General features: G+C 43.2%; 26 protein-coding genes. 9 read left to right on the forward strand and 17 right to left on the reverse strand.

Annotated elements, in window-relative coordinates; genetic code table 11:
* Positions 1-20 precede the first annotated feature (20 nt).
* Positions 21-653 carry an MBL fold metallo-hydrolase gene (locus NF859_RS01955; RefSeq protein ID WP_004069572.1) on the forward strand — a complete coding sequence of 211 codons (633 nt, stop codon included), beginning with the start codon at positions 21-23 and terminating at the stop codon, positions 651-653.
* A gap of 41 nt (positions 654-694) precedes the next feature.
* Here NF859_RS01955 and NF859_RS01960 read toward each other — a convergent pair whose 3' ends face one another.
* From NF859_RS01960 to NF859_RS01975, 4 genes are all read right to left on the reverse strand, one after another.
* Complete coding sequence (locus tag NF859_RS01960; RefSeq protein WP_004069570.1) at positions 695-1,105, reverse strand: PIN domain-containing protein; 411 nt, start codon at positions 1,103-1,105, stop codon at positions 695-697.
* A complete protein-coding gene (locus tag NF859_RS01965) occupies positions 1,093-1,320 on the reverse strand; it encodes an AbrB/MazE/SpoVT family DNA-binding domain-containing protein (protein WP_004069568.1) in 228 nt (75 codons plus the stop codon). Before NF859_RS01965 ends, NF859_RS01960 begins: the two co-directional genes overlap by 13 nt.
* Positions 1,321-1,397: 77 nt before the next feature.
* On the reverse strand, positions 1,398-2,729 hold the full coding sequence (locus NF859_RS01970) for a TrpB-like pyridoxal phosphate-dependent enzyme (protein WP_004069566.1): 1,332 nt from the start codon (positions 2,727-2,729) through the stop codon (positions 1,398-1,400).
* A gap of 325 nt (positions 2,730-3,054) precedes the next feature.
* Positions 3,055-4,236 carry a CGP-CTERM-anchored Cys-rich protein gene (locus NF859_RS01975; RefSeq protein ID WP_004069564.1) on the reverse strand — a complete coding sequence of 394 codons (1,182 nt, stop codon included), beginning with the start codon at positions 4,234-4,236 and terminating at the stop codon, positions 3,055-3,057.
* Between the two features lie 163 nt (positions 4,237-4,399).
* Here NF859_RS01975 and NF859_RS01980 point away from each other — a divergent pair, with 163 nt between their 5' ends.
* On the forward strand, positions 4,400-5,701 hold the full coding sequence (locus NF859_RS01980; protein WP_004069562.1) for an acetamidase/formamidase family protein: 1,302 nt from the start codon (positions 4,400-4,402) through the stop codon (positions 5,699-5,701).
* Here NF859_RS01980 and NF859_RS01985 read toward each other — a convergent pair.
* From NF859_RS01985 to NF859_RS02000, 4 genes are read right to left on the reverse strand one after another with little or no spacing between them, the layout of a single operon-like run.
* Complete coding sequence (locus NF859_RS01985) at positions 5,698-6,153, reverse strand: OsmC family protein (RefSeq protein ID WP_252742760.1); 456 nt, start codon at positions 6,151-6,153, stop codon at positions 5,698-5,700. The two genes, NF859_RS01980 and NF859_RS01985, sit on opposite strands and share 4 nt — an antisense overlap.
* 11 nt (positions 6,154-6,164) lie before the next feature.
* A complete protein-coding gene (locus NF859_RS01990; protein WP_004069558.1) occupies positions 6,165-6,470 on the reverse strand; it encodes a DUF6506 family protein in 306 nt (101 codons plus the stop codon).
* 29 nt (positions 6,471-6,499) lie between these two features.
* Positions 6,500-7,483 carry an alpha-ketoacid dehydrogenase subunit beta gene (locus NF859_RS01995; protein ID WP_289846380.1) on the reverse strand — a complete coding sequence of 328 codons (984 nt, stop codon included), beginning with the start codon at positions 7,481-7,483 and terminating at the stop codon, positions 6,500-6,502.
* On the reverse strand, positions 7,471-8,469 hold the full coding sequence (locus tag NF859_RS02000) for a thiamine pyrophosphate-dependent dehydrogenase E1 component subunit alpha (RefSeq protein WP_252742761.1): 999 nt from the start codon (positions 8,467-8,469) through the stop codon (positions 7,471-7,473). Before NF859_RS02000 ends, NF859_RS01995 begins: the two co-directional genes overlap by 13 nt.
* Positions 8,470-8,647: 178 nt before the next feature.
* Between NF859_RS02000 and NF859_RS02005 the strand changes: the two genes are divergently transcribed.
* The 4 genes from NF859_RS02005 to NF859_RS02020 are packed head-to-tail and all read left to right on the forward strand — an operon-like array spanning position 8,648 to position 11,063.
* Positions 8,648-8,896, forward strand: a complete 249-nt coding sequence (locus NF859_RS02005) for a biotin/lipoyl-containing protein (protein ID WP_004069552.1) — start codon at positions 8,648-8,650, stop codon at positions 8,894-8,896.
* A gap of 4 nt (positions 8,897-8,900) precedes the next feature.
* A complete protein-coding gene (locus NF859_RS02010) occupies positions 8,901-9,716 on the forward strand; it encodes a dihydrolipoamide acetyltransferase family protein (RefSeq protein ID WP_252742885.1) in 816 nt (271 codons plus the stop codon).
* The gene (locus NF859_RS02015) at positions 9,709-10,077 is read left to right on the forward strand and encodes a Lin0512 family protein (RefSeq protein WP_004069543.1); all 369 of its coding nucleotides are present in this window, start codon (positions 9,709-9,711) and stop codon (positions 10,075-10,077) included. Before NF859_RS02010 ends, NF859_RS02015 begins: the two co-directional genes overlap by 8 nt.
* Positions 10,078-10,082: 5 nt before the next feature.
* Positions 10,083-11,063, forward strand: a complete 981-nt coding sequence (locus tag NF859_RS02020; RefSeq protein WP_252742762.1) for an NAD(+)/NADH kinase — start codon at positions 10,083-10,085, stop codon at positions 11,061-11,063.
* On the opposite strand, the gene NF859_RS02025 is transcribed toward NF859_RS02020, so the two are convergent.
* The 7 genes from NF859_RS02025 to NF859_RS02055 form a co-directional block, all read right to left on the reverse strand.
* Entirely contained in the window at positions 11,060-11,842 is a 783-nt protein-coding gene (locus NF859_RS02025; protein ID WP_252742763.1) for a lipoate--protein ligase family protein, read from the reverse strand. The genes NF859_RS02020 and NF859_RS02025 overlap by 4 nt on opposite strands.
* A 40-nt stretch (positions 11,843-11,882) precedes the next feature.
* Positions 11,883-12,119 (reverse strand): biotin/lipoyl-containing protein, encoded by a 237-nt coding sequence (locus NF859_RS02030; protein ID WP_252742764.1) that lies wholly within the window; start codon positions 12,117-12,119, stop codon positions 11,883-11,885.
* A gap of 18 nt (positions 12,120-12,137) precedes the next feature.
* Positions 12,138-13,136 carry an alpha-ketoacid dehydrogenase subunit beta gene (locus NF859_RS02035; RefSeq protein WP_252742765.1) on the reverse strand — a complete coding sequence of 333 codons (999 nt, stop codon included), beginning with the start codon at positions 13,134-13,136 and terminating at the stop codon, positions 12,138-12,140.
* 1 nt (position 13,137) lies between these two features.
* On the reverse strand, positions 13,138-14,145 hold the full coding sequence (locus tag NF859_RS02040) for a thiamine pyrophosphate-dependent dehydrogenase E1 component subunit alpha (protein WP_252742766.1): 1,008 nt from the start codon (positions 14,143-14,145) through the stop codon (positions 13,138-13,140).
* Between the two features lie 116 nt (positions 14,146-14,261).
* Positions 14,262-15,050 (reverse strand): DUF8155 domain-containing protein, encoded by a 789-nt coding sequence (locus NF859_RS02045; RefSeq protein WP_252742767.1) that lies wholly within the window; start codon positions 15,048-15,050, stop codon positions 14,262-14,264.
* Complete coding sequence (locus tag NF859_RS02050; protein ID WP_252742768.1) at positions 15,051-15,848, reverse strand: SPL family radical SAM protein; 798 nt, start codon at positions 15,846-15,848, stop codon at positions 15,051-15,053.
* A complete protein-coding gene (locus tag NF859_RS02055) occupies positions 15,845-16,408 on the reverse strand; it encodes a hypothetical protein (protein WP_252742769.1) in 564 nt (187 codons plus the stop codon). Before NF859_RS02055 ends, NF859_RS02050 begins: the two co-directional genes overlap by 4 nt.
* Positions 16,409-16,451: 43 nt before the next feature.
* On the opposite strand from NF859_RS02055, the gene NF859_RS02060 reads away from it, so the two are divergent.
* Together NF859_RS02060 and NF859_RS02065 are read left to right on the forward strand one after the other, a co-directional pair.
* Positions 16,452-17,192, forward strand: coding sequence for a heparan-alpha-glucosaminide N-acetyltransferase (locus tag NF859_RS02060; protein ID WP_252742770.1), 741 nt, complete (start codon positions 16,452-16,454; stop codon positions 17,190-17,192).
* Between the two features lie 3 nt (positions 17,193-17,195).
* Positions 17,196-17,585, forward strand: coding sequence for an NfeD family protein (locus NF859_RS02065; protein ID WP_087037154.1), 390 nt, complete (start codon positions 17,196-17,198; stop codon positions 17,583-17,585).
* Here the strand turns inward: NF859_RS02065 and NF859_RS02070 are convergent.
* Positions 17,557-17,988: a hypothetical protein gene (locus NF859_RS02070; protein ID WP_252742771.1), complete on the reverse strand. Its 432-nt coding sequence runs from the start codon at positions 17,986-17,988 to the stop codon at positions 17,557-17,559. The genes NF859_RS02065 and NF859_RS02070 overlap by 29 nt on opposite strands.
* 22 nt (positions 17,989-18,010) lie before the next feature.
* Positions 18,011-19,180, reverse strand: coding sequence for a threonine synthase (thrC, locus tag NF859_RS02075; protein ID WP_252742772.1), 1,170 nt, complete (start codon positions 19,178-19,180; stop codon positions 18,011-18,013).
* A gap of 457 nt (positions 19,181-19,637) precedes the next feature.
* Between thrC and NF859_RS02080 the strand changes: the two genes are divergently transcribed.
* Positions 19,638-22,616: an S-layer protein gene (locus NF859_RS02080; RefSeq protein ID WP_252742773.1), complete on the forward strand. Its 2,979-nt coding sequence runs from the start codon at positions 19,638-19,640 to the stop codon at positions 22,614-22,616.
* Positions 22,617-22,626: the final 10 nt, after the last annotated feature.

Genomic DNA, 22,626 nt, shown 5'->3' on the forward strand with positions numbered 1-22,626 from the left:
ATATATTTTTGGTGACCCCTATGAGAGTTGTTGGAGGAATCCACCTGGTAGATGAAACTTTTGCAAACGTCTATCTGATAGAAAGGGGAGAAAAGCTTCTCCTTATAGATGCCGGACTTCCAGAGGAGTATGAGAAGGTTTTGAGGTACATAGAAAAGCTCGGCTACGTTCCAGAGGATGTGGAGGTAATAATAGTAACCCATGCCCACTACGACCATGTGGGCTCTTTAAAAAACCTTAAAGACGCAACCAGTGCAAATGTTGCAGCCCATAAAGACGAGGTCCCCTATTTGAAGGGAGAGAAAACCTACAGGAGAGAAATAGAACCAGTTGATGTTGAAATAGAGCTGAACGACGGAGATGAGATCGAGGGGCTGAGAGTTATCCACTCTCCGGGGCATACTCCCGGGAGCATTTGTTTGCTCGACTTGGAGACAAAAGCTCTCTTTGTGGGGGATTTGGTTATGGAGGAAAACGGAAGGCTTGAAGAGATTCCGCACCATTATTCCCTCGATCCAATGAAGAACAGGGAAGCCATAAAAAGACTTTTGGAGGTTGATTTCGTGCATTTACTGCCAAGTCATGGAAAGCCGATCTTAAACGACGGGAAGGAGAAGTTGAGGGAGCTTGTGGAGAGGCTTCAGTCTGAATAATTTAGAGATCTTTAATCTACTTCAATTTTTATCTTAAAACCTCAAAACTCCTTCGGCAAAACTTTGACTCCGAGCTTTGTCGCAAGCTTTCTGAGCCTTTGGTCAAAAGTTGCCAAATAACCTTTCTCCAGCGCGTGAATGAGAATTACCGTGTCATTGAAGCGCGATAGAGAGAGCTTCTCCCTTTCAAGGAGCTCAAGGGCGCGGAGGATTATCTTATAATCATCGACGAGGCTTCTAAACCTCGGGTCAGAGGTGTACTCTAAGAGCATCGTCCTAGCTTCCTTAACTGAAAACCCTTGGTTTTTAAAGAACCACACATACTCCTGAAGCACTATCGATGGAACGTACCATTTATCGAGAGAATTCAGAAGGCTTCTCGCCTTTTCATGGAAGCCAGAGTCGCTAAAGGTGTCATAAATCAAAACATTGGTATCTATCACTGCAGACATTCTTTCATCCCCTCTTCTATGGATTTCTCAATTTCCTCAGGAGATATCTTTTTGCCGAGCTTGAGGGTTTTCCTTTCTTTTTTGGGCCGTTCTATAATAATCCTCCCGTCTTCGAGCTTCACTTCAAGCACTTCACCTTCCTTAATCCCAAGAGCCTTCCTGATCTCTGCGGGGATCGTTATCTGGTAGTTCCGGGTGACTTTTGTGAGTGGCATACTATACTCACCTCCATAGTAGATTCAAATTTCTACTATATTAATCTTTCTCCTAGACACTGCAAAAATAATAAAAATCAGAAAAGCCCGTTCAACACTGGAATTTCCTTGGGCTCATAATCTTCCAGTCTTCCCTCCAAAAAATCCTCGTATCCCTTAAGGTCAAGAAGTCCATGGCCGCTCAGGTTGAACAGTATAACTTTCTCCTCCTCTTGCTCTTTTGCCCGAAGTGCTATGTCGATTGCCGCCTTTATCGCGTGGGCACTCTCTGGAGCTGGAACTATCCCTTCGGCTTTTGCAAAGAGGGTGGCTGCATCAAAGACCTCCGTCTGGTGATAAGCTACAGGCTTCACAATGCCATGGTTCACGAGAACGCTTAGCGTTGGAGCTAGCCCGTGGTATCTCAGCCCTCCGGCGTGAATTGGGGGCACATAGTATGTATGGCCAAGGGTGTGCATCTTCATCTTCGGAGTTAGCCTTCCTGAGTCCCCGTAGTCGTAGGCATAAACCCCCGAAGTCATTGTTGGAGCGGCTTTGGGTTCAACAGCTATGAACTCATACTCTTCTTTTCCCTTCAAAACGTCTTTAACAAATGGATATGCCAAACCAGCGAAATTGCTCCCTCCGCCTACGCAGCCGATTATCACATCGGGCTCTTCAAATTCTCTTATCTGCTCCTTTGCCTCAAGCCCGATGACCGTTTGGTGCATTAGGACGTGGTTTAAGACGCTGCCAAGGGAATAACGGGCGTTCTCATCTTTTAAAACATCCTCAATGGCTTCACTTATCGCTATGCCAAGACCTCCGGGATGGCTTGGATCCTCAGCTAGAAATCTCCTCCCCACTTCCGTCCTATCACTTGGGCTTGGAAACACCTCAGCCCCGTAGATGTTCATGAGAACTCTCCGATAAGGCTTTTGCTGGTAGCTCGCCCTAGCCATGTAAACCCTAACCCTTAGGCCAATAAGAGCCCCGGCGAGAGAAAGAGCAGTTCCCCATTGCCCCGCTCCTGTTTCGGTTACAAGCCTCTCAATGCCTTGCTTTTTAGCATAATATGCTTGGGCCAAGGCGGTGTTTATCTTGTGACTGCCAGTAACGGTCGCTCCCTCGTATTTGAAGTAAATCCTTGCTGGAGTTCTAAGCCTTTTTTCAAGGTTCGTTGCCCTAAACAGAGGTGTAGGGCGCCCAATCTTGGCGTATAGCTCTCTAACTTCTCTAGGAATTTCAACGTAGCGTTCCCTGCTCATTTCCTGCTTTACAAGTTCCTCCGCAAAGATTCTAAGCAACTTTTCTGGCTCTATGGGCTTTTCCGTCTCCGGGTCTAACGGGGGCTCCAGAGGTTCGGGAAGGTCGGGCAAAATGTTGTACCAAAACTTTGGTATTTTTTCATCTGGAAGAACAGCTTTCATTTCAACCACCTCTTTCTCTTTGCAAATCCCAAAATCGAGGGAATAATGAGAGTAAACGGGCCAAAAGCAACCAAGTATTTCAAGTAGGTAAAGATGTTTAGACAATCAAAAAGCCTGCCAAAAGCAATCCCGCCTATAAGCTAACCAAGAGAACGAGGAAAACGTATCACAAATTCCAAAAACACTCACTCCTTATCGACATAACCCTACTAGATGCACTCACCCCTTAAATGTTCTTTGCTCAAATTGTTGTAGATATGACAAGTCCTTAAAGGAAAATATAGGCAAGTTTGTCACTCTGTCAAAGATTAAAAAGCCAAAAAGCTCACTTTCTGAAGAGCAAAGGCACAAGCAAAAGTCCCAAAATGAGTGCCGGACCGCAAACTTCGCCTTGAGCGCGACTCTGGGAAGGAGTGCTCGATGACTTCAGCACAATTTCTCCTTTTGGAATGCTGATGTTAAATGGTGGTGAAGCACACTTAACTAAAAGAGGCTTATCGCTCTCATCATAGGGGATCCAAGTATAGATTCCATTTTTCTTGTACCAGCCTATATGGGAGTTTTGGCCAGCTTTTCCTCTCTCCGCAACATTTACAATTGCCGAGATGTCTTCATCGCTTATCTCTATTATTCCGTTCTCCCTCAGCCACTTGAGCTCAATCTCAAGGGCTTTGCTAAAGTTGAAGGAATAGGGATCAATGACTCCCTCTGGGGAGTTAGTGATCTCTGCTTTAAACTGGAGGTTGTCAAGGACACATGAGATGCCGAGCTCTTCAAAAAGCGCCTTTAGCTCGACAACGTCTTCTTCACCCGGCTTTTCTTTTCCGTAAACTGCTATATAGACCTCGGCTAGGGGAAGCTTAATGACCTTTGAGGGATCAACGCCGTGCTCTTTCAAGCACTTTTCAAATTCGAGAGTGGGCTTCCAAGTGCAGAGGCCATTGTAACAGCCACAACTTGTGAGCCTCAAGCAACTATACCACTCCTTATATACGCACGGCGTAACTATTTCCCTCGCGAGCTCTCTCGTCGTGCAGACCTCTCCGGAACATCCACCTATAGAACAGTCCGAGTCGCTCTTGCACTCGTTGCCTTTTCTTGGGCTTATCTGGACGTAGAGAGACCCTTTTCTAAAGGTGTAGTTCTTAACTTCCCAGCCCAGAGCCTTAATCCGCTCAAAGCTTTCGTTGGAAATCAGCAAGGGAGATTCAAATGAAGCGTAAGCATAAGCGGATTCAAAGCTCTTCGCAGGTATCTGAATCCTAATCCATAGGGAAGAGTTAATCTCCCTCAAGATAACTCCAACTCTCTCGTCGTAGTGGGAGCGGTAGATTATGGTTCCGTTGTCGATTATTATGTTTTCCGCATTTAGTAGAGGGCTTAGATCGTATGAAATCCCGGGCCTGTTAAGGCGAACCTCCACAGCCAAGGAATCCATTGGGTTGTAACACGCATTAGCCAATGGAACAAAGCTCAGCAAAAGGATAAGGGCAAGCCCTTTCTTCATGATCTCACCAACATAGGATTTGACTTCAAAGTATATACGTTTATTGAGAGTTTCAAAACGATTGAAGTTATGGCATCATTCAAAAGTCTCCAGATGATTATAAATCTATCAAAATAAAAACGTTTTTATCTTTCTATTTCGCAAATGATAATTGGTGATTTCCATGGTAGTTGAGGACGAAATCTTTAACGATGTACAAACAAACGGCATAATTGGCCCACATTCAAAGATGCTCGGTCCAGTGGCGGATGGAGGGAAGATAGTCTTTGTCACAGCCCCCGGATGCTGGGGTCCAATGATTACTCCCACAATTAGGGGAGGACACGAGGTCAACGTGCCAGTTGCTGTAGAAGGAGCGGAAGTCGGAGATGGCATAGTGATTAAGGTAAAGAGCATTAAGGTTCTCTCAAAAGCCGCTTCCTCAGGTGTTGATACAGTTAGAGAAGGAGCGTTTGTTGGAGATCCATATGTTGCAAAGAAATGTCCAAGCTGTAACGAACCATGGCCCGAATTTGAGGTTGTTGGTATAGGGGAAGATGCAGTGAGATGCAAACACTGTGGCTCACCGGCTTCTCCCTTCAAAATGGTCAACGGGTACACAATGGTCTTTGACCACAACCTTGGAGTTGGGGTTACAGTAAACAAGGAAACCGCCAAGATGATAGCCAAAGATGCATGGGAGTGGCACTCTCTTCCCAAGAATTCAAAGCAGGTGCCGATACTAATCTTCGCTAAGGCAGACATCGTTGGAGTGCCTTCAAGGATAAGACCTTTCTTGGGACAGCTTGGAACGGTTCCAGCCGTAGATATCCCGGACTCCCATAACGCCGGAGACTTCGGCTCCTTCTTGATTAACGCTCCCCATCCATACGGGATAACCAAGGAAGACTACGAGACAAAGCTAACCGATGGTCACTTAGATGTTGATTCAGTTAGAGAAGGGGCTGTATTAATAGCGCCGGTAAAAGTTAAGGGAGGGGGAATTTACGCCGGAGATGCTCATGGAATGCAGGGAGACGGAGAAGTAGCGGGGCATACAATCGATGTAACTGCAGAGAGCGTTCTTGAAGTTTCGGTTGTTAAAAACATAAACCTAGACGGCCCTATTTTGCTACCTCCCGAGGAAGACCTGCCTCCCCTCGCAAAGCCATGGAGAAAAGACGAATGGGAGAAAGTCCAGACATTGGGAAGAAGGTTTGGAATTGAGCCCGAGCCCGTGGCTCCAGTGCAGATTATTGGTTCAGGACCAACTATAAACGAAGCTGCAATGAGAGGTTTTGAAAGGGCAGCAAAGCTCTTTGGAATGAGCTTGGAGGAAGTTAGGAATAGGGTAACGATAAGCGGTGCCGTGGAAATTGGAAGGCTTCCGGGAATAGTTCAGGTTTCAATGCAAGTCCCACTGAGTGCTTTAGAAAAGATGGGGATAGACGAGATAGTGGTTAAGCACTACGATCTTCCTTACTAATCTTTTGTTTTTACCTCAATTTTAATTGGAGTTGGATTTTTGAGGTTGTCACTAACTGGACAGCGTTCTTCAACTTCTTTTATCCATTCTAAGAGCTCGGATTCTGTAAAGTTGCCCTCAGGGAATATTTCCACCTTAATCTCTTTATACCCAGCGCGTTCACCATCGAGTCCCTGAAATTTCCTCGGGTCAAGTATTCCAGTGGCCTTAATCCTGATTGACCTAATACCTATCCCCTTCTCCTCCGCTACCAAATGACCGGTAATAGTCAAGCACCCTGCTAGGGCAACGAGAATATATTCCACTGGATTCGGCCCCTCGTTAGTCCCACCCAACTCAGGGGGTTCATCTACCACAATTGTGAACTCTCTAACCTTCGCAACCATTTTTGTTGGAGATTCAGTCTTTCCTTCGACATAGAATTGGATTGTAACCTCTTCCAACTTCCTCAACTCCCAATTATTCAAAATATCTCATCACCGCTTTTTCCTTCAAGCCCTGGATGGATATCGAATCTAACAACTCCCACTGGAACCTTTCCTTCTACCGCTTCAACAATTTTTGCAACACCCCTATGACCAAAACCTCCACAGAGCTCAATTGCCGCTATGCCCTCATCTACAAGTTCTTTTGCAATTCTGCAGGCTTCATCGTAGTTTTTAACTCCAACTACATGAAGCTCTACAGCAGGCGTTGAGATAACTGCCCTATGTCTTTCAGGCTCTGCCTCCGGGGCTAAAAATATAAATGCTGCTTTAAGCTTGTCCATCATATCACCTTCATAAAAAATGTTAAAAATCAGAGAACATCTCTAATGGCTTTTTCAATTTTCTCAGTACTAGGCATCCATTCCTTTTCTAAGGCCGGACTGAACGGAACTGGAGTTGCTGGGGCTGTGACAAGCTTAACAGGAGCTTTTAGGTTATCAAAGGCCTTGTTAACGGCCAAAGCTGCTATGTCCGTGGCAAAGCTGCATCTTGGATATGCCTCATCAACAACAACGAGCCTTCCAGTCTTCTTTATTGAGTTAAGTATTGTCTCTTCATCCAGAGGTACGAGGGTTCTTGGGTCAATGACTTCAACGCTTATTCCTTCCTCTTCAAGCTTGTTTGCAACTTCTAAAGCCCTGTGAACCATCAAAGCTGTCGCAACAACCGTAACATCCTTACCTTCCTTCTTCACATCAGCCTCTCCAAGAGGTATTGAATAAGGATCTTCCGGAACTGGGCCCTTAATTCCATAAAGCATCTTATGTTCAATGAAAATAACTGGATCATCGTCTTCAATTGAAGATATCAAAAGCCCTTTGGCATCGTAGGGCGTGGAGGGGTACACTACCTTCAATCCTGGAACGTGGATAAAGAGAGCGTGTAGGGATTGTGAGTGTTGGGCAGCGGCGCTTGCACCCGCTCCAGAGACCGTTCTGATAACTATTGGAATCTTGGCCTTTCCACCAAACATGTATCTCATCTTCGCTGCTTGGTTGTAGATTTGGTCATAAGCTACGCCAAGGAAGTCTATGAACATTAACTCTACAACAGGTCTCAACAAGCCTGATGCAGCAGCTCCTACCCCAGTTCCAATGAAACCGCTCTCTGCTATTGGGGTATCCCTTACTCTTTCTTCTCCGTACTTTTCTATGAGTCCTTTTGTGACACCAAAAATTCCCCCATATCTTCCAACATCTTCGCCCATCACGACAACTTTTGGATCTTTTGACATTTCGTAGTCCAAAGCCTCATTGAGCGCCTCTGCAAAAGTAATCTCCCTCACCACTGCCATACTAACACCCCCTTGGTTGGGGTCGAGAACACGTCTTCAAGAACTTCCTCCGGCTTGGGCCATGGGCTTTCCTCTGCAAACTTGATAGATTCTTCTATCTCTCTCTTTACTCTTTCCCTAATAGTATCAAGCTCTTCTTCAGTTAGAAGACCTTTCTCAAGGACTGTTTTCTCAAAGAGAACTATTGGATCCTTGTTCTTCTTCCACCATTCCACTTCCTCCTTTGACCTATATATTTGGGGATCGCCTTCAAAGTGTCCTCTGAACCTATAGGTCTTTGCTTCTATTAGTGTTGGTCCCTCTCCATTCCTAGCCCTCTCTATCGCTTCTTTAGCGACTTCATAAACCGCAAAGACATCTTGGCCGTCTACACTAACTCCCGGAATTCCGTAAGCAGCAGCCCTCTCAGCGACACTCTTTATGGCTTGCTGTTTTGAATAGGGAAGGGATATCTGGTAGAGGTTGTTTTCACATACAAAAACTACTGGAAGCTTCCATATTGCGGCAAGATTTATTGCCTCATGGAAGTTTTGTTGATTAGAGGCACCATCTCCAAAGAAAGCCACTGCAACGTTATCCAAGCCATTTAGCTTTATGCCCAATGCGGCTCCGACTGCGTGGGGAATACCTCCACCCACTATACCGTTTGCTCCCAATTCTCCTACATCCAAATCGGCTATGTGCATTGAGCCACCTTTTCCTTTACATATCCCTGTAGCCTTACCAAAGAGTTCGGCCATTGATGCCTTGATGTTACCGCCTTTTGCAATAAAGTGACCATGTCCCCTGTGAGTACTCGTTATGAAGTCCTCTTTCCTTAGGTGGGCCATTACCCCTGTTGCGACAGCTTCTTCTCCAATGTAGAGATGAACAAAGCCCGGGATTTTTCCTTGGGCAAAAAGCTCTGCAACCCTTTCTTCATGCTCTCTTATCTTAACCATGGTTTCGTACATCCACAACAACTTTTCCTTAGGTATCTCCGCCATATTTTTCGCCTCTGCTGGGTTTAGATTTAAAAAAGAGGTTATTTTGCAAATGTCAATGATTAAAGGTATACCACAGATTAAACATTTAAGGTTTCACATTAAAGAGGTATATATACTTTTCCATTTCTCGCTCCAAAAGTTTATTAAGATCAAATGAAAATAACAATATGGTGATATTATGTCAAGAATAAATGTCATTATGCCAAAATTAGGTATGACAATGAAAAAGGGCACTATCGTAGAGTGGAAGAAAAATGTTGGAGAGATGGTGGAGAAAGATGAAGTAATTGCTATAGTCGAGTCCGAGAAACTAACTGGAGAGGTCAAAGCTCCAGCATCAGGAGTTCTAGTGGAGAAACTCCACGATGTTGGAGATGAAGTCCCCGTAGGGGAGCCAATAGCAATAATAGAAACTGAGGGGAGCTAAATTGGTGAGTGAAGAGATAAGAACGATAGCCGAGCAATACGATATCGATCTTTCAAAAATAGAAGGCTCTGGTCCCAATGGCGAAGTTACGCTTGAAGACCTCGAAAAATATATACGAGAACACTTCTTTCCAAAGGTGAGAGAAGAGAGAAAAGTGTTTGGGATCAGGAAGGTTATAGCAGAGAGGCTTTCAAAGAGCTACAGGGAAGCTGTGCACGTAACCCTTAATATGGAAACAAAGATGGATAACCTTATTGAAATGAGGAAGAAGCTCACTGAAAAGCTTGGAGAAAAGCCCTCTTACACAGTTCTCATGTTAAAATGCATTGCAAAAGCCATAAGGGACTTCATAGAGATCAATGCGTCAATGGAAGAGGAAAAGATAGTGATCTATGACAGCATAAACATAAACGTGGCTGTTGACAGTCCAATAGGCCTTATTACGCCAGTAATTAGGGACGTTGACAAAAAATCCCTTGGGGAACTTCTAAAGGACTATGCGGACATAGTTGAGAGAGCAAAAAGCGGCAGACTTAAGGAGAAGGACTTTGTTGGGGGAACATTCACAGTAACGAACCTTGGAATGTTTGGAGTTGATTCCTTCACCCCAATAATTAATCCGCCCCAGATCGCGATTTTAGGTTTGAACAGAATAGTCCAAAAGCCGATAGTGGAAAATGGAGAGATAAAAATTGCCAGCGTGATGACGCTTTCTTTGACATTTGACCACAGAGCAATAGACGGAGCTCCAGCCGCGAGGTTCTTGGAGAGAGTTAAATATTACCTGGAGCACCCAGAGGAGGTCTTTGAAAGTGAGTGAATGGAGAAGATATGTCATCGAGATAGGAATGGGAATAGACCAGCATGGTCAAGATCCCACTAAAGCTGCAATAAAGGCCATAAAAGATGCAATAACAAGGGTTTGCACTGTTGGACTCTTGGAGCTCTTTGAGCTTGATCTTGAGAGAGATATAAAAGCAGAGATCCTCATAGGGGTGCCCTATTCTCAAAGAGTCAATATAGAGAAAGTCAAAGAAGTAATCCCCCTACCGTGTGAAAAAGTTGTTAAAATTGTCGAAGGCGGTCTAAAAGGCCCTGGAATAGCTCTTAAAGAATTTGGAGATAAAACAAACGAAATATTGGTGGCAATAGCGTTTATTACCCTCTATGTAAGGAGATGAAAGTTATGGGAAAAGTAACTGTAGGGATAATAGCAAACCCTGAATCTGGCAGAGATATAAGGCGTTTAATTGCCCATGCAAGTGTTTTTGACAACATGGAGAAAGTTAACATCGTAAAAAGACTTCTTCTAATAATGCAGGAGTTAGGAGTTGAAAAAGTTTTAGCAATGCCGGAAACCTTTGGAATAGTTCCCGCTGCACTTCATGCCGTGGGGGAGCATATATCTATGGAGGTTGAAATGCTTCCAATGAAAGTTTTTGGAGATTGGAGGGACACATTAAAGGCAACTGAGCTCATGAAGGACAAAGTTAAGGCAATAATTGTCATAGGAGGGGATGGGACAAACAGACTTGTCGCAAAAGCCTCTGGAGAAATCCCCATAATGCCCATCTCCACAGGCACCAACAACGTCTTTCCATACATGATAGAGGCCACAATAGCCGGGGCTGCTGTTTCAGCAATAGCCACTGGCATTGTTAAACCCACCGAAGGAACTTACAAAACAAAAAGAATTGAACTTTATGAAGATGGCAGACTCAAAGATATTGCTCTCGTAGATGCTGTTGCAACGCTCCATTCCTTTAAAGGCTCCAAAGCAGTTTGGAAACCTGAATACTTGAAAGAGGTTGTAGCCAGTATCTCTTCCCCATCCAACATTGGGCTGAGTTCAATTCCCGGAATTTTGAGGGAGATAACTGAAAGAGACGACTTGGGAATATATGTGGAGCTTGGAGGAGAAAAAGGCATAAAAGCGCCCATAGCTCCTGGAATATTTAGAAGAATAAAAGTCAAAGAAACAAAAATCTTGAATCTGAACGAGGAAATCGAACTGAAAACATCTCCCTCACTTTTGGCTCTTGATGGAGAAAGAGAGACTGAAATGAGGGGGGAGATAACTGCAAAAATAACGCGGAATGGGCCGAGAGTTATTGACTATAGAAAGACACTGAAAATAGCTGCTGAGAGAGGCTTCTTTGACGATTAGCTGAGGATGTCTTTTACCTTTTTATTAAGTTCTCCCTCATTGTCAACAAGGCCTTTAAAGTTCCATTCCTCCCTAGAATATTTCTCTTTATATAAAAGATTGGCCACCTTTAGTTCCTCTTTTAAAGGCTCTTCAAAAGTAGGAGAGGTAGACAACACTCTTGAATAACCCCAAATTAGGGCATCAGCAACTTCTTCTGTGGAAGTCTCTACAAACGCAGAGAGGTTTGCCACCCGATACTTAACCGGATCAAAGTTGTGGACCTTTGGAATTCTTAAAAGGAGATAGAGCATTTGCAGATTTGAGTTTATTAAAATCGAACCATGAAGAAAAAGAACTCCCCACCTCATAGCCGCAGCAGTTCCCGAAACTTTTCTCTCATTAACCACGACATCGTTGGTATTCTTTAGGTATGCCCGTGCTCCAAGTTTTTTCAGCGCAAGAAGAGTGCCTTTTAGGAGGACTCTATACATATAGTCCAGTGGGTACTTTACATTTTTCTTGATTGCAATAGAATAATTCAGGCATCCACTGTCATGGTACACTGTCCCTCCTCCGGTGAAGCGCCTCACTATTGGGAATCCAAATCTACTAGCATTGCTTAAATTGACATCCTCCCCAACTTTTCTAAAACGACCCAAAACCAGAGAATTTTCGTTTCTCCATATCCTAAAGGTATCTCCAACAAGATCAACACTCCTGCTCCTTGCAAGGCTTTCTTCGAAGGCAATGTTGAGATAAGGATCCCGGTACTCATGAAATAGAACCCTCAATGGCATGTAAAAATTTGGAAAGAAAAATAATTAAAGGTTTTGAAAGCTATTCAGTTTCTACAACTGCTATTACCTGTCCTTGTGATATTTCTTCATTTTCAGGAACGAGTATTCTAAGCTTTCCACTTACTGGCGCCTTTACGATAATGGTAACTTTCTCTATCATAACCTCTGCTATCTCCTCACCTTCCTTTACTTCATCCCCATCGCTTTTGTACCACTGGTTTATTACACCTTTTTTATCTTCTTGACTAACTATTGGCACTTTCACCTCTACTTCCATTCTCTCTCCTCCGCCATGTCACATTATACTCTTTACGGCGTTGATTATCTTCTCCTTATCTGGAAGAACATATCTCTCCAGAACCCTACTGTAGGGAACGGGAACATCAGGATAGGCAACTCTTACGGGAGGTGCTTCCAAAGATATTCCATTCTCAACAACCGTAGCAATGACTTCTCCACTCATCCCGTAGCTTCTGTAGTCCTCATCCACTACAACTAAACGCCCAGTCTTCTTTACGGAATTCAAGAGGGTCTTCTTGTCCACGGGAACCAAGGTTCTTAGGTCGATTACCTCCGCACCAATGCCTTCTTTTTCAAGCTCTTCTGCAGCCCATAATGCCTCGTATACCATTTTAGCAACTCCTACAATGGTAACATCGCTCCCCTCTTTGACTACTTTTGCCTCTCCGATAGGTACTGTGTAAGGCTCCTCCGGAACCTCAACCGTTGCTTCCGGTGGCGAGGGCATCCATCCAAGTCCCATGAGACCTTTGTGGAAGAAGTACATAACCGGGTTGTCATCTCTAATCGCCGAGATCATCAAGCCTTTCGCATCATATGAGTTCGAGGGAATTACTATCTTCAAACCCGGAACGTGTGCAAAGAGCCCGTAGAGACATTGGGAATGCTGAGCAGCGTCGCTGTATCCTCCACCCATGGCGGTCATTATCACTACTGGCATTTTCACTTGTCCGCCGGACATGTAGTGGGCTTTGGCTATGTGGTTGTAAATCTGATCCATGGCAACTCCAAAGAAGTCCACAAACATAAGCTCGACTATTGGTCTCATTCCCTTTGATGCCGCCCCCAAAGCAGCCCCTATAAACGCCGCTTCGCTTATTGGGGTGTCTCTAACTCTCTCAGGCCCAAATTTCTCTAAAAGTCCAGTTGTTGCGCCAAATATGCCTCCATATGCCCCAATATCCTCACCCATGACAAACACGTTTTCATCTCTCTCCATTTCCTGAGCTATTGCTTCCGAGATTGCTTTATACATGGGGAGTTTTCTTGCCATCTCATTCACCCCCTGCAAAAACGCCCTTTAATGCTTCTTCAGGCTCTGGATACGGGCTGTTTACCGCAAAGTCAATAGCCTCCTGCACTTCTCTGATGTTCTCTTCCTTGATCTTGTTAAGTTCATCTTCAGTTGCAATGCCCTTTTCTAGAAGGAGCTTTTCGAAGTTCATGAGTGGATCCTTTTGCCTGGCAAGCTCTAAGTCCTCTTTGGGTCTATAGTGCTGTGGATCCCCTTCAAAATGACCTCTGAGCCTATAAACTTTTATCTCAATCAAACTTGGCCCTTCTCCTCTTCTCGCTCTCTCAACAGCTTCTTTTGCCACTTCATAAACCGCTATAACATCGGCTCCATCCACACTAACTCCAGGAATTCCATAACCTGCAGCCCTTTCACTGTTTTTCGCGACTGCAGTTGATTTTTCCTTTGGGACTGAAATAGCCCAGCTGTTGTCCTCTATCACAAAGATCACTGGTAGCTTCCAGATTGCGGCTAAATTAAGAGCCTCATGGAAAGTCCCTTGATTAGCTGCACCGTCTCCACCAACAGCAACAGCAACGTAATCTTCTCCCTTTAGTTTTGCCGCTATTCCCACACCAACGGCTTGTGGAAAGCTTGCTCCTACAATTCCACTGCAGCTGAAGTTAACATTTGCATCAAAAAGGTGCATATGGCCTCCTTTACCCCTTGATAGACCTGTAGCTTTTCCAAAAATCTCAGCAGTCATTTTCTTTAGATCAACTCCCTTAGCAATCGCAAAGTGATGAGCCCTGTGTGTCCCTATTAGGGCATCTTCAGGTTTTAGGTGCATGCAAACTCCAACTGCTGCAGATTCCTGGCCGGAAGATAAATGAAGCTCCCCCGGAATTGGGCCCGCAGATATGTCAAACCTTGGGGTTTTCCCCTTGTAGTACCACTCTGCAAGTGTTTCCTCGTAAGTTCGTATCTTGTGCATAGTTTTGTATATCTCAAGCAGGGTTTCTTTAGGGATTTCCTCCACCTTTTCCATATCACACACCTCTTCCTTCATCAACCCAAAAATAAAAAACAAATCATTTTTGTAGATTTTCACTTGGTGAATATATAGTTTATGGTAGAATATATTTTACAAATATCAAAAATTTTTTAGATTATCCCAAGTTCCACAGTCTCTTCAACCTCAAAATCTCCACCAATAAGCTTAATCCTTCCCTCATTGCAGTAAACCCCAACTCCCCTAACCCTATTCCCGTTTGCAAGGACTTCAAAGTTTGCTTTAAAGATCCCAACGCCATTTTCAAGAATTTTCTCAGCCCTCATAGCCTTCCCAAACAGCATTGCCTTATTTCCATTGAAAATCGCTCCGTAACGATAATGGGGCAATCCACCTTCAATGCTTCCAAAAGGAGTTAGTCCGCTCCCTCTAGTTTTTAGAGGCTTAAGCCAATAGTAGTGGGCGGTTTTTTCGACGACTTTGAATTCCCTTCCCTCAGCAACGGGAACTAAAGGTCTAACTTTGGGAAATATCGCTAATCCTCCCCTCGCCCTGTATCTGTCTTCACACTTTCTAAGCTCAAAATGGGCATGCTTATCACTCCAAGGAGAGAAAAAGCCCGAAAGCCTCAGTTCTCCAATTTCATCCCCCAGAGAAACCTTTTCACCAACCTCAAGTTCAGGCTCCACATGAAGAACCTTCAAACAAAAATCCTCAACTTCAAAGATGAGAAGATAGTCGTCTCTAACAGGAATATATCGGGGAGTTTTTATCTTTTTCACCTCAACAAGCTTTCCCTCCTCGAAGGGAAAAAGGGCTTTGTCTTCAAAGTACACATCAACTGCAGTCCCAAGCTTATGGCCAATGTAAGGGGTATCAAAGAAGGAATACCTAACATCTGGGATTTCTAACCAGAGATCCCCTGCCTTAGCTATTCTCATTTACTTCACCTCTATAATCTCCCAGCCCCTCCTGTGGACTTCTATTCCCCCTGTCCTTATGTTTAACCGTTTTATGAGCTCTATGAGCTCTTTAATGAAGCTCCAGAACTTATCCTCGTCAACCATAACTTCATAGCTTTCAGGAAAGTTCTCTTTTAGGAGCTCTTGAAACTCTCTGCCAGCGGCTTTTAGATTGAGCATCTCGAAAAAGTAAGAATCAGCGAAGTCTCTTGTTTCCCTTATTACCTCCTCCACGTCAGTGATCCCCGGGATAATCGGGCTTATGAAGGCGTAGTTTTTCACTCCCTCTTCTTTTAGGGTTTTCAAAGCATCCATCCTAAGCTTCTGTGAGGGGGTAAAGGGTTCTATGAGCTGCTTTTCCTTCCCCTCGAAGCTGTTTATTGTCAATCCAACCTCGATTTCGTTGAAGAGCTTGAAAAGGTCAACATCTCTAACCACAAGAGGGGACTTTGTTAGAATGCTGAGCTTGTTTCTCTTGTTCATCCTCTCAAGGGTTCTTCTCGTTAGCTTAAGCTCCTTCTCTATGGGCTGATACGGATCGGAGATGCTCGACATAAAGACTTCTCCATAAACCCTCTTCCTTGCAAGCTCAGGGGCGTTGGTCTTTACCTCTACCCATGTTCCCCACTCGCCATAGGGCTTCCACTTGCAAATGAACTTTGCATAGCAGTATTTGCACCCAAATTGACATCCTACATACTGATTTACAACCCAATCAACCCCAGGAATTCCGCTTTTTGTGTAGATGCTTTTTGCTCTAGTTTTAATAATCCTCATCTAAACACCTCGGCAACTTTGAGAAAGCCAAAGAAAATCGAAAAAAGCATTAAACCCAAGAAAATTCTGTAGACTGTTAATATTTTCTCCTTTTCAAGCTCTCTAAGCCTAAGAAAGATATAAAAGGAAGCAATCCAGAGTACAAGCTGGATTAGGAGTAGGGGTGCATCGTAGGAATAATAGGGTGGGGAAAAAACGGCTGGGAGAAAGAGCATCATGCTAAGCTGAAAACCTAGAAAGCTTAAGAAGAACAAACTCAAAACGGAAAACGAAGGATTAACATTCCCAATAACCTTCAGCTTCAAAAAATATGTGAGAATAAACAGAACCACATAATGAAGCCCATAGACAGAAAGGAACTTAATTCCAAGTTCTTTCCGCTTCAAGAGTGCATATAACATTAAAATCACAGCACCTCCGAGATAGGCAGAGAGCCATGCAGAGAGATCCTTGTAAAACCCATAAGGGGCATCAAAATTGGCAAAGGCTATTGCCCCTGGCTGGGTTATCATTAACATTGCCAAAGTGAAAAACAAAAACCGCAGTATACTTCTCTCCATGACAACCCCAAACTTAAATAAGCCTCGAGGTTTATATCTTTTGATGTTCGGCAGCGAGATATACTCAAAGCGCTTTTGGGAGGTTGACTTCGTTAGGGGAATAGCGTTAATCATGATGTTAATTTCAAATTTTGTAACGGATTTGCAGTTCTTTTTGGGCTATTCAGAGTACAGAGTTTTCTGGAAGCTCTTCGCCTATGCAACTGCATCCCTCTTCGTCTCAATTTCTGGCCTTTCGCTGTGGATAAGCCATGCAAGGGGGAAGAAAACCCTGAATAAGTATTTTCTCAGATTTGCAAAGCTTTTCGGCCTTGGCTTGCTCATAACCCTCACTACCTACCTCTTGCTGGAGAGAGGGACAATCTACTTTGGAATTTTGCATTTCTTAGGCGTCGCAAGTTTGCTCGTAATTCCCTTCTATCCTCTCGGATGGAAAAACATCTTTCCCGCAGTTCTCTTTCTCCTTGGAGGTCAAATCGTGAAGAACGTTCACGCCGACACTTTGCTCCTTCTTCCCCTAGGAATTACTCCCCACGAGTTCTTTACTCTTGATTACTTCCCGATTTTCCCGTGGTTTGGAGTTTTCCTTCTGGGAACGGCAGTGGGTGCGTTGATTTATCCAGCCGGAAAAAGAAAGTTCAAGATAAGCACTCCAAAAAATCCCCTCCTTGAGTTCGTCTGCTTCATGGGGAGGAACACCCTAAAGATCTACCTCATTCACCAGCCAGTTTTTGTAGGGCTTCTTATGCTTCTCTACGGCGGTTTGCCCAACTTAGGGGTGTGAACTATGAAAACCTACGTTAAAAACGCCCTAAAAACTCTGAGCATCCTTGCAGATGAAATAGTCGTGGGAATATTTTTGTTCTTTATTTTGCCGAGAGCTGGTATAAACGTGCCGTTAAAACCCGCTCTTGCTGTAATAGGATTTCTTATCTTCAAAGATGTCATTGCCGTTAAGTTCCTCTGGGAAGTCTTTGAGAAAAAAGCAGAGGTTGGGCCCGAGGCGTTAATTGGAAAAGAAGCCCTTGTGGTTGAAGAATTAATGCCAAAAGGTGTCGTAAAAGTGGGAAACGAGCTGTGGATAGCTGAATGCATAAACGGAACAGCAAAAAGAGGAGAGAAAGTCAAGATAATCCAAGTTAGGGGCACTAAGCTGCTCGTGGAACGCCAAGGGTAGACAAAACCATTGCAATTTCCTCTGGATTGTCTGTTGTAAACGCCACATCAAGCCCTCTTTTGTGGATGGTTATACACCCTTTAGCTGGAAAATTAAATCTTATTGGAGCCCAACAGCCTATCCAGCCTAATTTAATCTCAAAACTCTCAATTTCATCGATCTTAATCGTTTTTCTAATAATCAACCCCAGAGTTCCGCGGAGCCTTATCTCTCTTTCGTCTATTTCTATTTTGAAGCTCAACACGTCTATCAAAATCATGACAACCGCAATGAAAACTACTGCCATAAATTCAAAGCCCTCACCTGCATGATATGTCGCCCAAAGGCCTGCTAAGAGACCTATATACGCTGGGAGTGTAATAAAGAGCACAAACCTGCTAAACCTTCTTTCTTCGTAGAGCATATAACATCAAAAGAAAAAGCGGTTAAAATCTAATAAAGCTTTCCCAAGTTTTTATGTCCTTTAAGCCGTGTCCCGTCGCAACAACGACAACACTTTCATCTCTATCTATTATTCCTTCTTCTCTCATGTTTTTAGCGAGGGCAAGAGCCGTTGCTGAGGAAGGCTCCACGAAGAGGCCCTCTTTTCCGAGCATTAAGCCTGCGTTCATAGCTTCCTCATTTGTTACTGTGCTAAGGTACCCTCTGCTCTCGTTAATGGCCCTCAGAACGTTCTCTCCATCTACGGGGGCTTTAACGGCTATGGCCGAGGCAACTGTTGGCTGTTTTGTCTTTATTGGTTCGATAGGCTTTTTCTCTTTCCAAGCCCTGACTATTGCATCGTAGCCTTCAATTTGAACCCCAGCAATTTTTGGCAATTTTTCAATAAGCCCCACTTCATAGAATTCCTTTGCAGCCTTCCAAATGGCCCTTAAGTGTGTTCCAGCACCAATGGGCACCACAATCCAATCAGGAGTGTTAAATCGGAACTGATCAAAGATCTCAAAGGCCGTGCTCTTTTGACCTTCCACCCTATAGTGATAATTCCCTGTAAGGTAATAATCTTCTTCCTTTGCCATTCTTTCGCTTTCTGCTAAAGCTTCATCATAAGTGCTTCCATGGATTTTTATCTTCGCCCCGTAAACAACTGCCTGAACAAGCTTTCCAACGGGAGTCCCTTCTGGAACTACTATTGTCACTTCAAGGCCCGCCTTGGAGCCATAAGCAGAAATACTAGCGGCCATGTTTCCCGTTGAGGCCACTACAACCTTTCCTGCATGAAATTCAAGGGCCTTTGTTATTTCCACACTCGAACCCCTATCCTTAAAGGCCCCTGTTGGATTTTCTCCTTCATTTTTGATGTAAAGTCTTCCAAAACCCAGCTTTTTCTCAAGGTTTTTCATTCTGTAAAGTCTCGTACCTCCTTCATTAAGGCTAACAATCTTCCTAAGGTTTGAAACCGGGTAGAACATCCAGTACTTCCATAGTCGCGGCGCTTCTCTAAACCAAGCGTCGTTATCCTCTATAAGCTCTCTTATCGCACCGTAATCATACTGAACATCCAAAGGAGTACCGCATTTTTCACATTTGTAAATCCCACTTGCTAGAGAGTAGTCTCTACCGCATCGAGTACATTTTAACATTGTCTCAAACATTTTAACCACCCTTTGATTTTAGTTTATTGATACCCTCACAGCGTGAGCCTCTTCATAATTATAAATTTTTGGGATTGGTGAAATTTAGTTCAATTATTGAAGGAGAACTCCTAGGTACTAAACAGGAGCTTAAGTCAGAATGACAAAAGAAATTTAATGCACTCTTGCAGTAAGATAGAACTTTTCATGAGTTATGATAGCAAAACCTTGTTCCTTAAATCTATAAATCTATGACCAGCCAGAAAATCAAAGGAATAATTGGGATTTCTTTTATAGCAATTCTATAAATGAAAATAATTGTCAGTCCAAATAATAGAGAATAATATGTTCAGAAACTTAGCTTTGGATATTTATCTATGTCTCAGGGGCATTCTAAAAATAAAATATAAATATCCAAACATCTAAACTAAAATAATTGCCTTAGCAGGAGCAAGGATACAACATTGGGGGAACTCCCATGAAGAAAATTGTCTCTGGAGTCATGATTTTAGCCTTGTTTATGAGCGTGCTATTTTCTGTCCCCAGTGTATCATCTGCAGAAGCATCTACTTTACCCACAATTCAAGTCTCTTTTAACGAACTCACTGACACGACCTTTGCATTCACAATAATGGTGGACTCGATTAGTGGAATTGAATACAAAGTAATAGACGAATCTATGAGAACTGTTCTCTCTGGAAATGTAGATAACAAATACATCAAGCTATCAAATCTTGAACCTGGAAGGGAATACATTGTCAAACTCTACAAGGACAATAACCCTTTACTGGAAATTCCCTTCAAAACTTTTAACTCTCTCAATTCAATAGAGGGGTTCAGACTGTTTTACTTCATTGACCTGACTGATACTGTAACAGGCGAAGTAAAGGTAACAATATTTGGACAGTTTAGGAACAGCGGTGAAATTAAACTGAAGAGATTTACTTATTATCACACGCTAGATATTGGAATGAACGTAATCGAAGGACCCAATATAGAGTTCTACAAAGGCTCAGGTAAAACTGACGTTGAAAGAATCGGTTCAAGCATTGGAAGTATTTACATCTATCCGAGCTTTGAAGGTTACTTCAGACTTGAGTATACATGTGATAAGTCCAAAAGGACCGCAGACCCCATTCATGGAGTTTTGGGACACTTATCTAATAGGTACTTCATAGCTTCCCACGAGCAGTTTTTAATTTTCCCTGAAATGAGTATCGATGAGCAACAGGACTGGTTTGCTCTATCAGCAATCACGCCTATCGGGTGGAAATTGAACACATGGTGGAATCAGTCCAAAATGGGAATACTATACGTTCCGAAAAACAAGGTTAAACCTGCAAGTTATCATTTCTTTGAACAATATGCTGCGACTCACTTCTATGCTTACAACCCAAAATATTTTGTGGAATATAAGAAAAAGGTTGCCAATACAACTATCCTAGTAATAAAAGAGACAACAATTAAAGATCCTTGGGAGGATTACATATTCAGGATTTACGGGAAACTTGTGGAACATTGGGGGGAGGATATAGACCTCCGGAGATACGACTATAGTAACTACGTTGTAATGCTTGTTGATGACTCTGATCCGATATGGGCTGGGGAGTATACAGACGCCCAAGGATTCTCAGTATTTGGTGATCCTTTTGAATTTGAAATGGTTGCTCATCAGATGTTTCATAGATGGAACGGATGGATTACAGGTATCGGAGTAGACATTAACTATAAGGAAGGAGAAAGCCACAAATTCTGGGGGGAAGGATTTAACGAGTTTTACTGCGACAAAGTCACTACTGAGCTCGGACTCACTAGCCCACACTGGCTCATGACAGAGGTATACTATCCATATTACAGAAAGATTTATGGAACAGAAAAAGATGGGCCACTGGTATATTATGATCCTAAAAGACAGGATTCACGTTTCCCATATAGTAAAGGTGCTGTAGCAGTCTATTATCTGGATATGAGGTTAAGAGAGATTACAAATAACAAGCACTCAATAGATGATGTTTTGAAATATTTTCTTAGAAACTGGAAAGAAAGAGATCAGCCGTTCAGTTATGAGAGGTTCATAGATTATTTGGAAGAACTCGGCGGGAAGGAATTTGCAGAGGAAGCCAGACAAATCATTTATGGAACTAAAGAGATAGTTCTAGATCTCCCCACTCCCTCGCTAATTCCCGGTTATATTAACACTTTAATCGAGAAATTAGCTCGTGTAGTACCCGATGATTCTAAGTACTATAATCTTCTTGTGAGTGCAAATTCAAGTTATTTGAGAGGAATGGAGCTTCTCAATAATTACAAATTCAAAGAAGCAGATAAAGAGTTTGAAAAGAGTGTCAAAGCTCTCGATGAATTATACACTCTGGATTTGGACAATGATGGAGTTAAAGACGTTTCAGAGTTGTTCCTCGGGCTCAACACGAGCTCTTATGACTCTAATAATGATGGGATTCCCGATAAATACGAAGTTGCTAAAAGATTTGTGATTGACGGCAACGGAGAAGAATGGGACTACCATAAAATGGTAGAGAAGCTTGAAATAACTTTGGGCTCCTCTGAATACGTTAAAGACGTCAGACTGTACCAAAACAACAATTATATCTACGGAAAAATTGAGCTTTCAAAACCCGTTTACGACATAGAGCGATATAACATTGTACTACGTCTGGACTTTGATGGCAACCAGGATACATTTGATGATACTGTAGTCTTCCCACTATTTACAGAGTTTTCCTTCTGGAAAATTAAAGCTCTTTATCCAAGCATCCACTGGAGAGGCAAAGCTGGCTATGGAGGCCCATACTATACCTGGGTAGATATGAGAGGGTATGAGGTCATCCACGATAACATGATCGAGTTTAAGATTCCTATAAAAACTATCAGAGAATATTACGAGTACTTCTCTTCATACCTTCACACTGCACCTGACAATGTTATCCCGGCATCTCTTGTGTTCACCAAATGGGCTAACTATTCAAGCATTGATAGAAGCAAAACTACTGGTATTGATTTTAGTTTGGATTTGCATAAGCCTTCTGAGTGGGAGGTAATACGGAGTGCAGAGATTATTTATGGAGCAGGCAGAATTGATGAAGAATACTCGAGAGAGCTTTCCAAGTACATAATGAACCCGAAGGTCAAGGCTGATTCAAATGGAGGGCAGGGAAAGTACTTGATACTCGTTGGGGGTCCGTTGGCGAATCAATTAACGAGAGAATACATGACTTACTTCCCAGTTCAGGTCACGAATGACTTCCCAGGTAAGGGTAAGGGGGTTATAGAGGCTGTGGTAGTTGACGGAAAAGTTGTGATTCTTTTGGCCGGTTCTGATAGGTTGGGGACTAAGGCTGCTGTTGAAGTGTTCAAGAAGCTCTCTTATATTCCAAGCAAGCCGATTTTCGTCAGCTGGAACGAAGGACACCCAAAAATCATCGAAACCGAAAATTAGAATAGCAACT

This window comes from Thermococcus alcaliphilus, assembly GCF_024054535.1.
GTDB classification, from domain to species: Archaea; Methanobacteriota_B; Thermococci; order Thermococcales; family Thermococcaceae; genus Thermococcus_A; species Thermococcus_A alcaliphilus.

Coding starts and splice junctions, on each gene's coding strand:
- NF859_RS01955 (WP_004069572.1), top strand. CDS start 21: ATGAGAGTTGTTGGAGGAATCCACCTGGTAGATGAAACTTTTGCAAAC.
- NF859_RS01960 (WP_004069570.1), bottom strand. CDS start 1,105: ATGTCTGCAGTGATAGATACCAATGTTTTGATTTATGACACCTTTAGC.
- NF859_RS01965 (WP_004069568.1), bottom strand. CDS start 1,320: ATGCCACTCACAAAAGTCACCCGGAACTACCAGATAACGATCCCCGCA.
- NF859_RS01970 (WP_004069566.1), bottom strand. CDS start 2,729: ATGAAAGCTGTTCTTCCAGATGAAAAAATACCAAAGTTTTGGTACAAC.
- NF859_RS01975 (WP_004069564.1), bottom strand. CDS start 4,236: ATGAAGAAAGGGCTTGCCCTTATCCTTTTGCTGAGCTTTGTTCCATTG.
- NF859_RS01980 (WP_004069562.1), top strand. CDS start 4,400: ATGGTAGTTGAGGACGAAATCTTTAACGATGTACAAACAAACGGCATA.
- NF859_RS01990 (WP_004069558.1), bottom strand. CDS start 6,470: ATGGACAAGCTTAAAGCAGCATTTATATTTTTAGCCCCGGAGGCAGAG.
- NF859_RS01995 (WP_289846380.1), bottom strand. CDS start 7,483: ATGGCAGTGGTGAGGGAGATTACTTTTGCAGAGGCGCTCAATGAGGCT.
- NF859_RS02000 (WP_252742761.1), bottom strand. CDS start 8,469: ATGGCGGAGATACCTAAGGAAAAGTTGTTGTGGATGTACGAAACCATG.
- NF859_RS02005 (WP_004069552.1), top strand. CDS start 8,648: ATGTCAAGAATAAATGTCATTATGCCAAAATTAGGTATGACAATGAAA.
- NF859_RS02020 (WP_252742762.1), top strand. CDS start 10,083: ATGGGAAAAGTAACTGTAGGGATAATAGCAAACCCTGAATCTGGCAGA.
- NF859_RS02025 (WP_252742763.1), bottom strand. CDS start 11,842: ATGCCATTGAGGGTTCTATTTCATGAGTACCGGGATCCTTATCTCAAC.
- NF859_RS02030 (WP_252742764.1), bottom strand. CDS start 12,119: ATGGAAGTAGAGGTGAAAGTGCCAATAGTTAGTCAAGAAGATAAAAAA.
- NF859_RS02035 (WP_252742765.1), bottom strand. CDS start 13,136: ATGGCAAGAAAACTCCCCATGTATAAAGCAATCTCGGAAGCAATAGCT.
- NF859_RS02040 (WP_252742766.1), bottom strand. CDS start 14,145: ATGGAAAAGGTGGAGGAAATCCCTAAAGAAACCCTGCTTGAGATATAC.
- NF859_RS02045 (WP_252742767.1), bottom strand. CDS start 15,050: ATGAGAATAGCTAAGGCAGGGGATCTCTGGTTAGAAATCCCAGATGTT.
- NF859_RS02050 (WP_252742768.1), bottom strand. CDS start 15,848: ATGAGGATTATTAAAACTAGAGCAAAAAGCATCTACACAAAAAGCGGA.
- NF859_RS02055 (WP_252742769.1), bottom strand. CDS start 16,408: ATGGAGAGAAGTATACTGCGGTTTTTGTTTTTCACTTTGGCAATGTTA.
- NF859_RS02060 (WP_252742770.1), top strand. CDS start 16,452: ATGTTCGGCAGCGAGATATACTCAAAGCGCTTTTGGGAGGTTGACTTC.
- NF859_RS02065 (WP_087037154.1), top strand. CDS start 17,196: ATGAAAACCTACGTTAAAAACGCCCTAAAAACTCTGAGCATCCTTGCA.
- NF859_RS02070 (WP_252742771.1), bottom strand. CDS start 17,988: ATGCTCTACGAAGAAAGAAGGTTTAGCAGGTTTGTGCTCTTTATTACA.
- thrC (WP_252742772.1), bottom strand. CDS start 19,180: ATGTTTGAGACAATGTTAAAATGTACTCGATGCGGTAGAGACTACTCT.
- NF859_RS02080 (WP_252742773.1), top strand. CDS start 19,638: ATGAAGAAAATTGTCTCTGGAGTCATGATTTTAGCCTTGTTTATGAGC.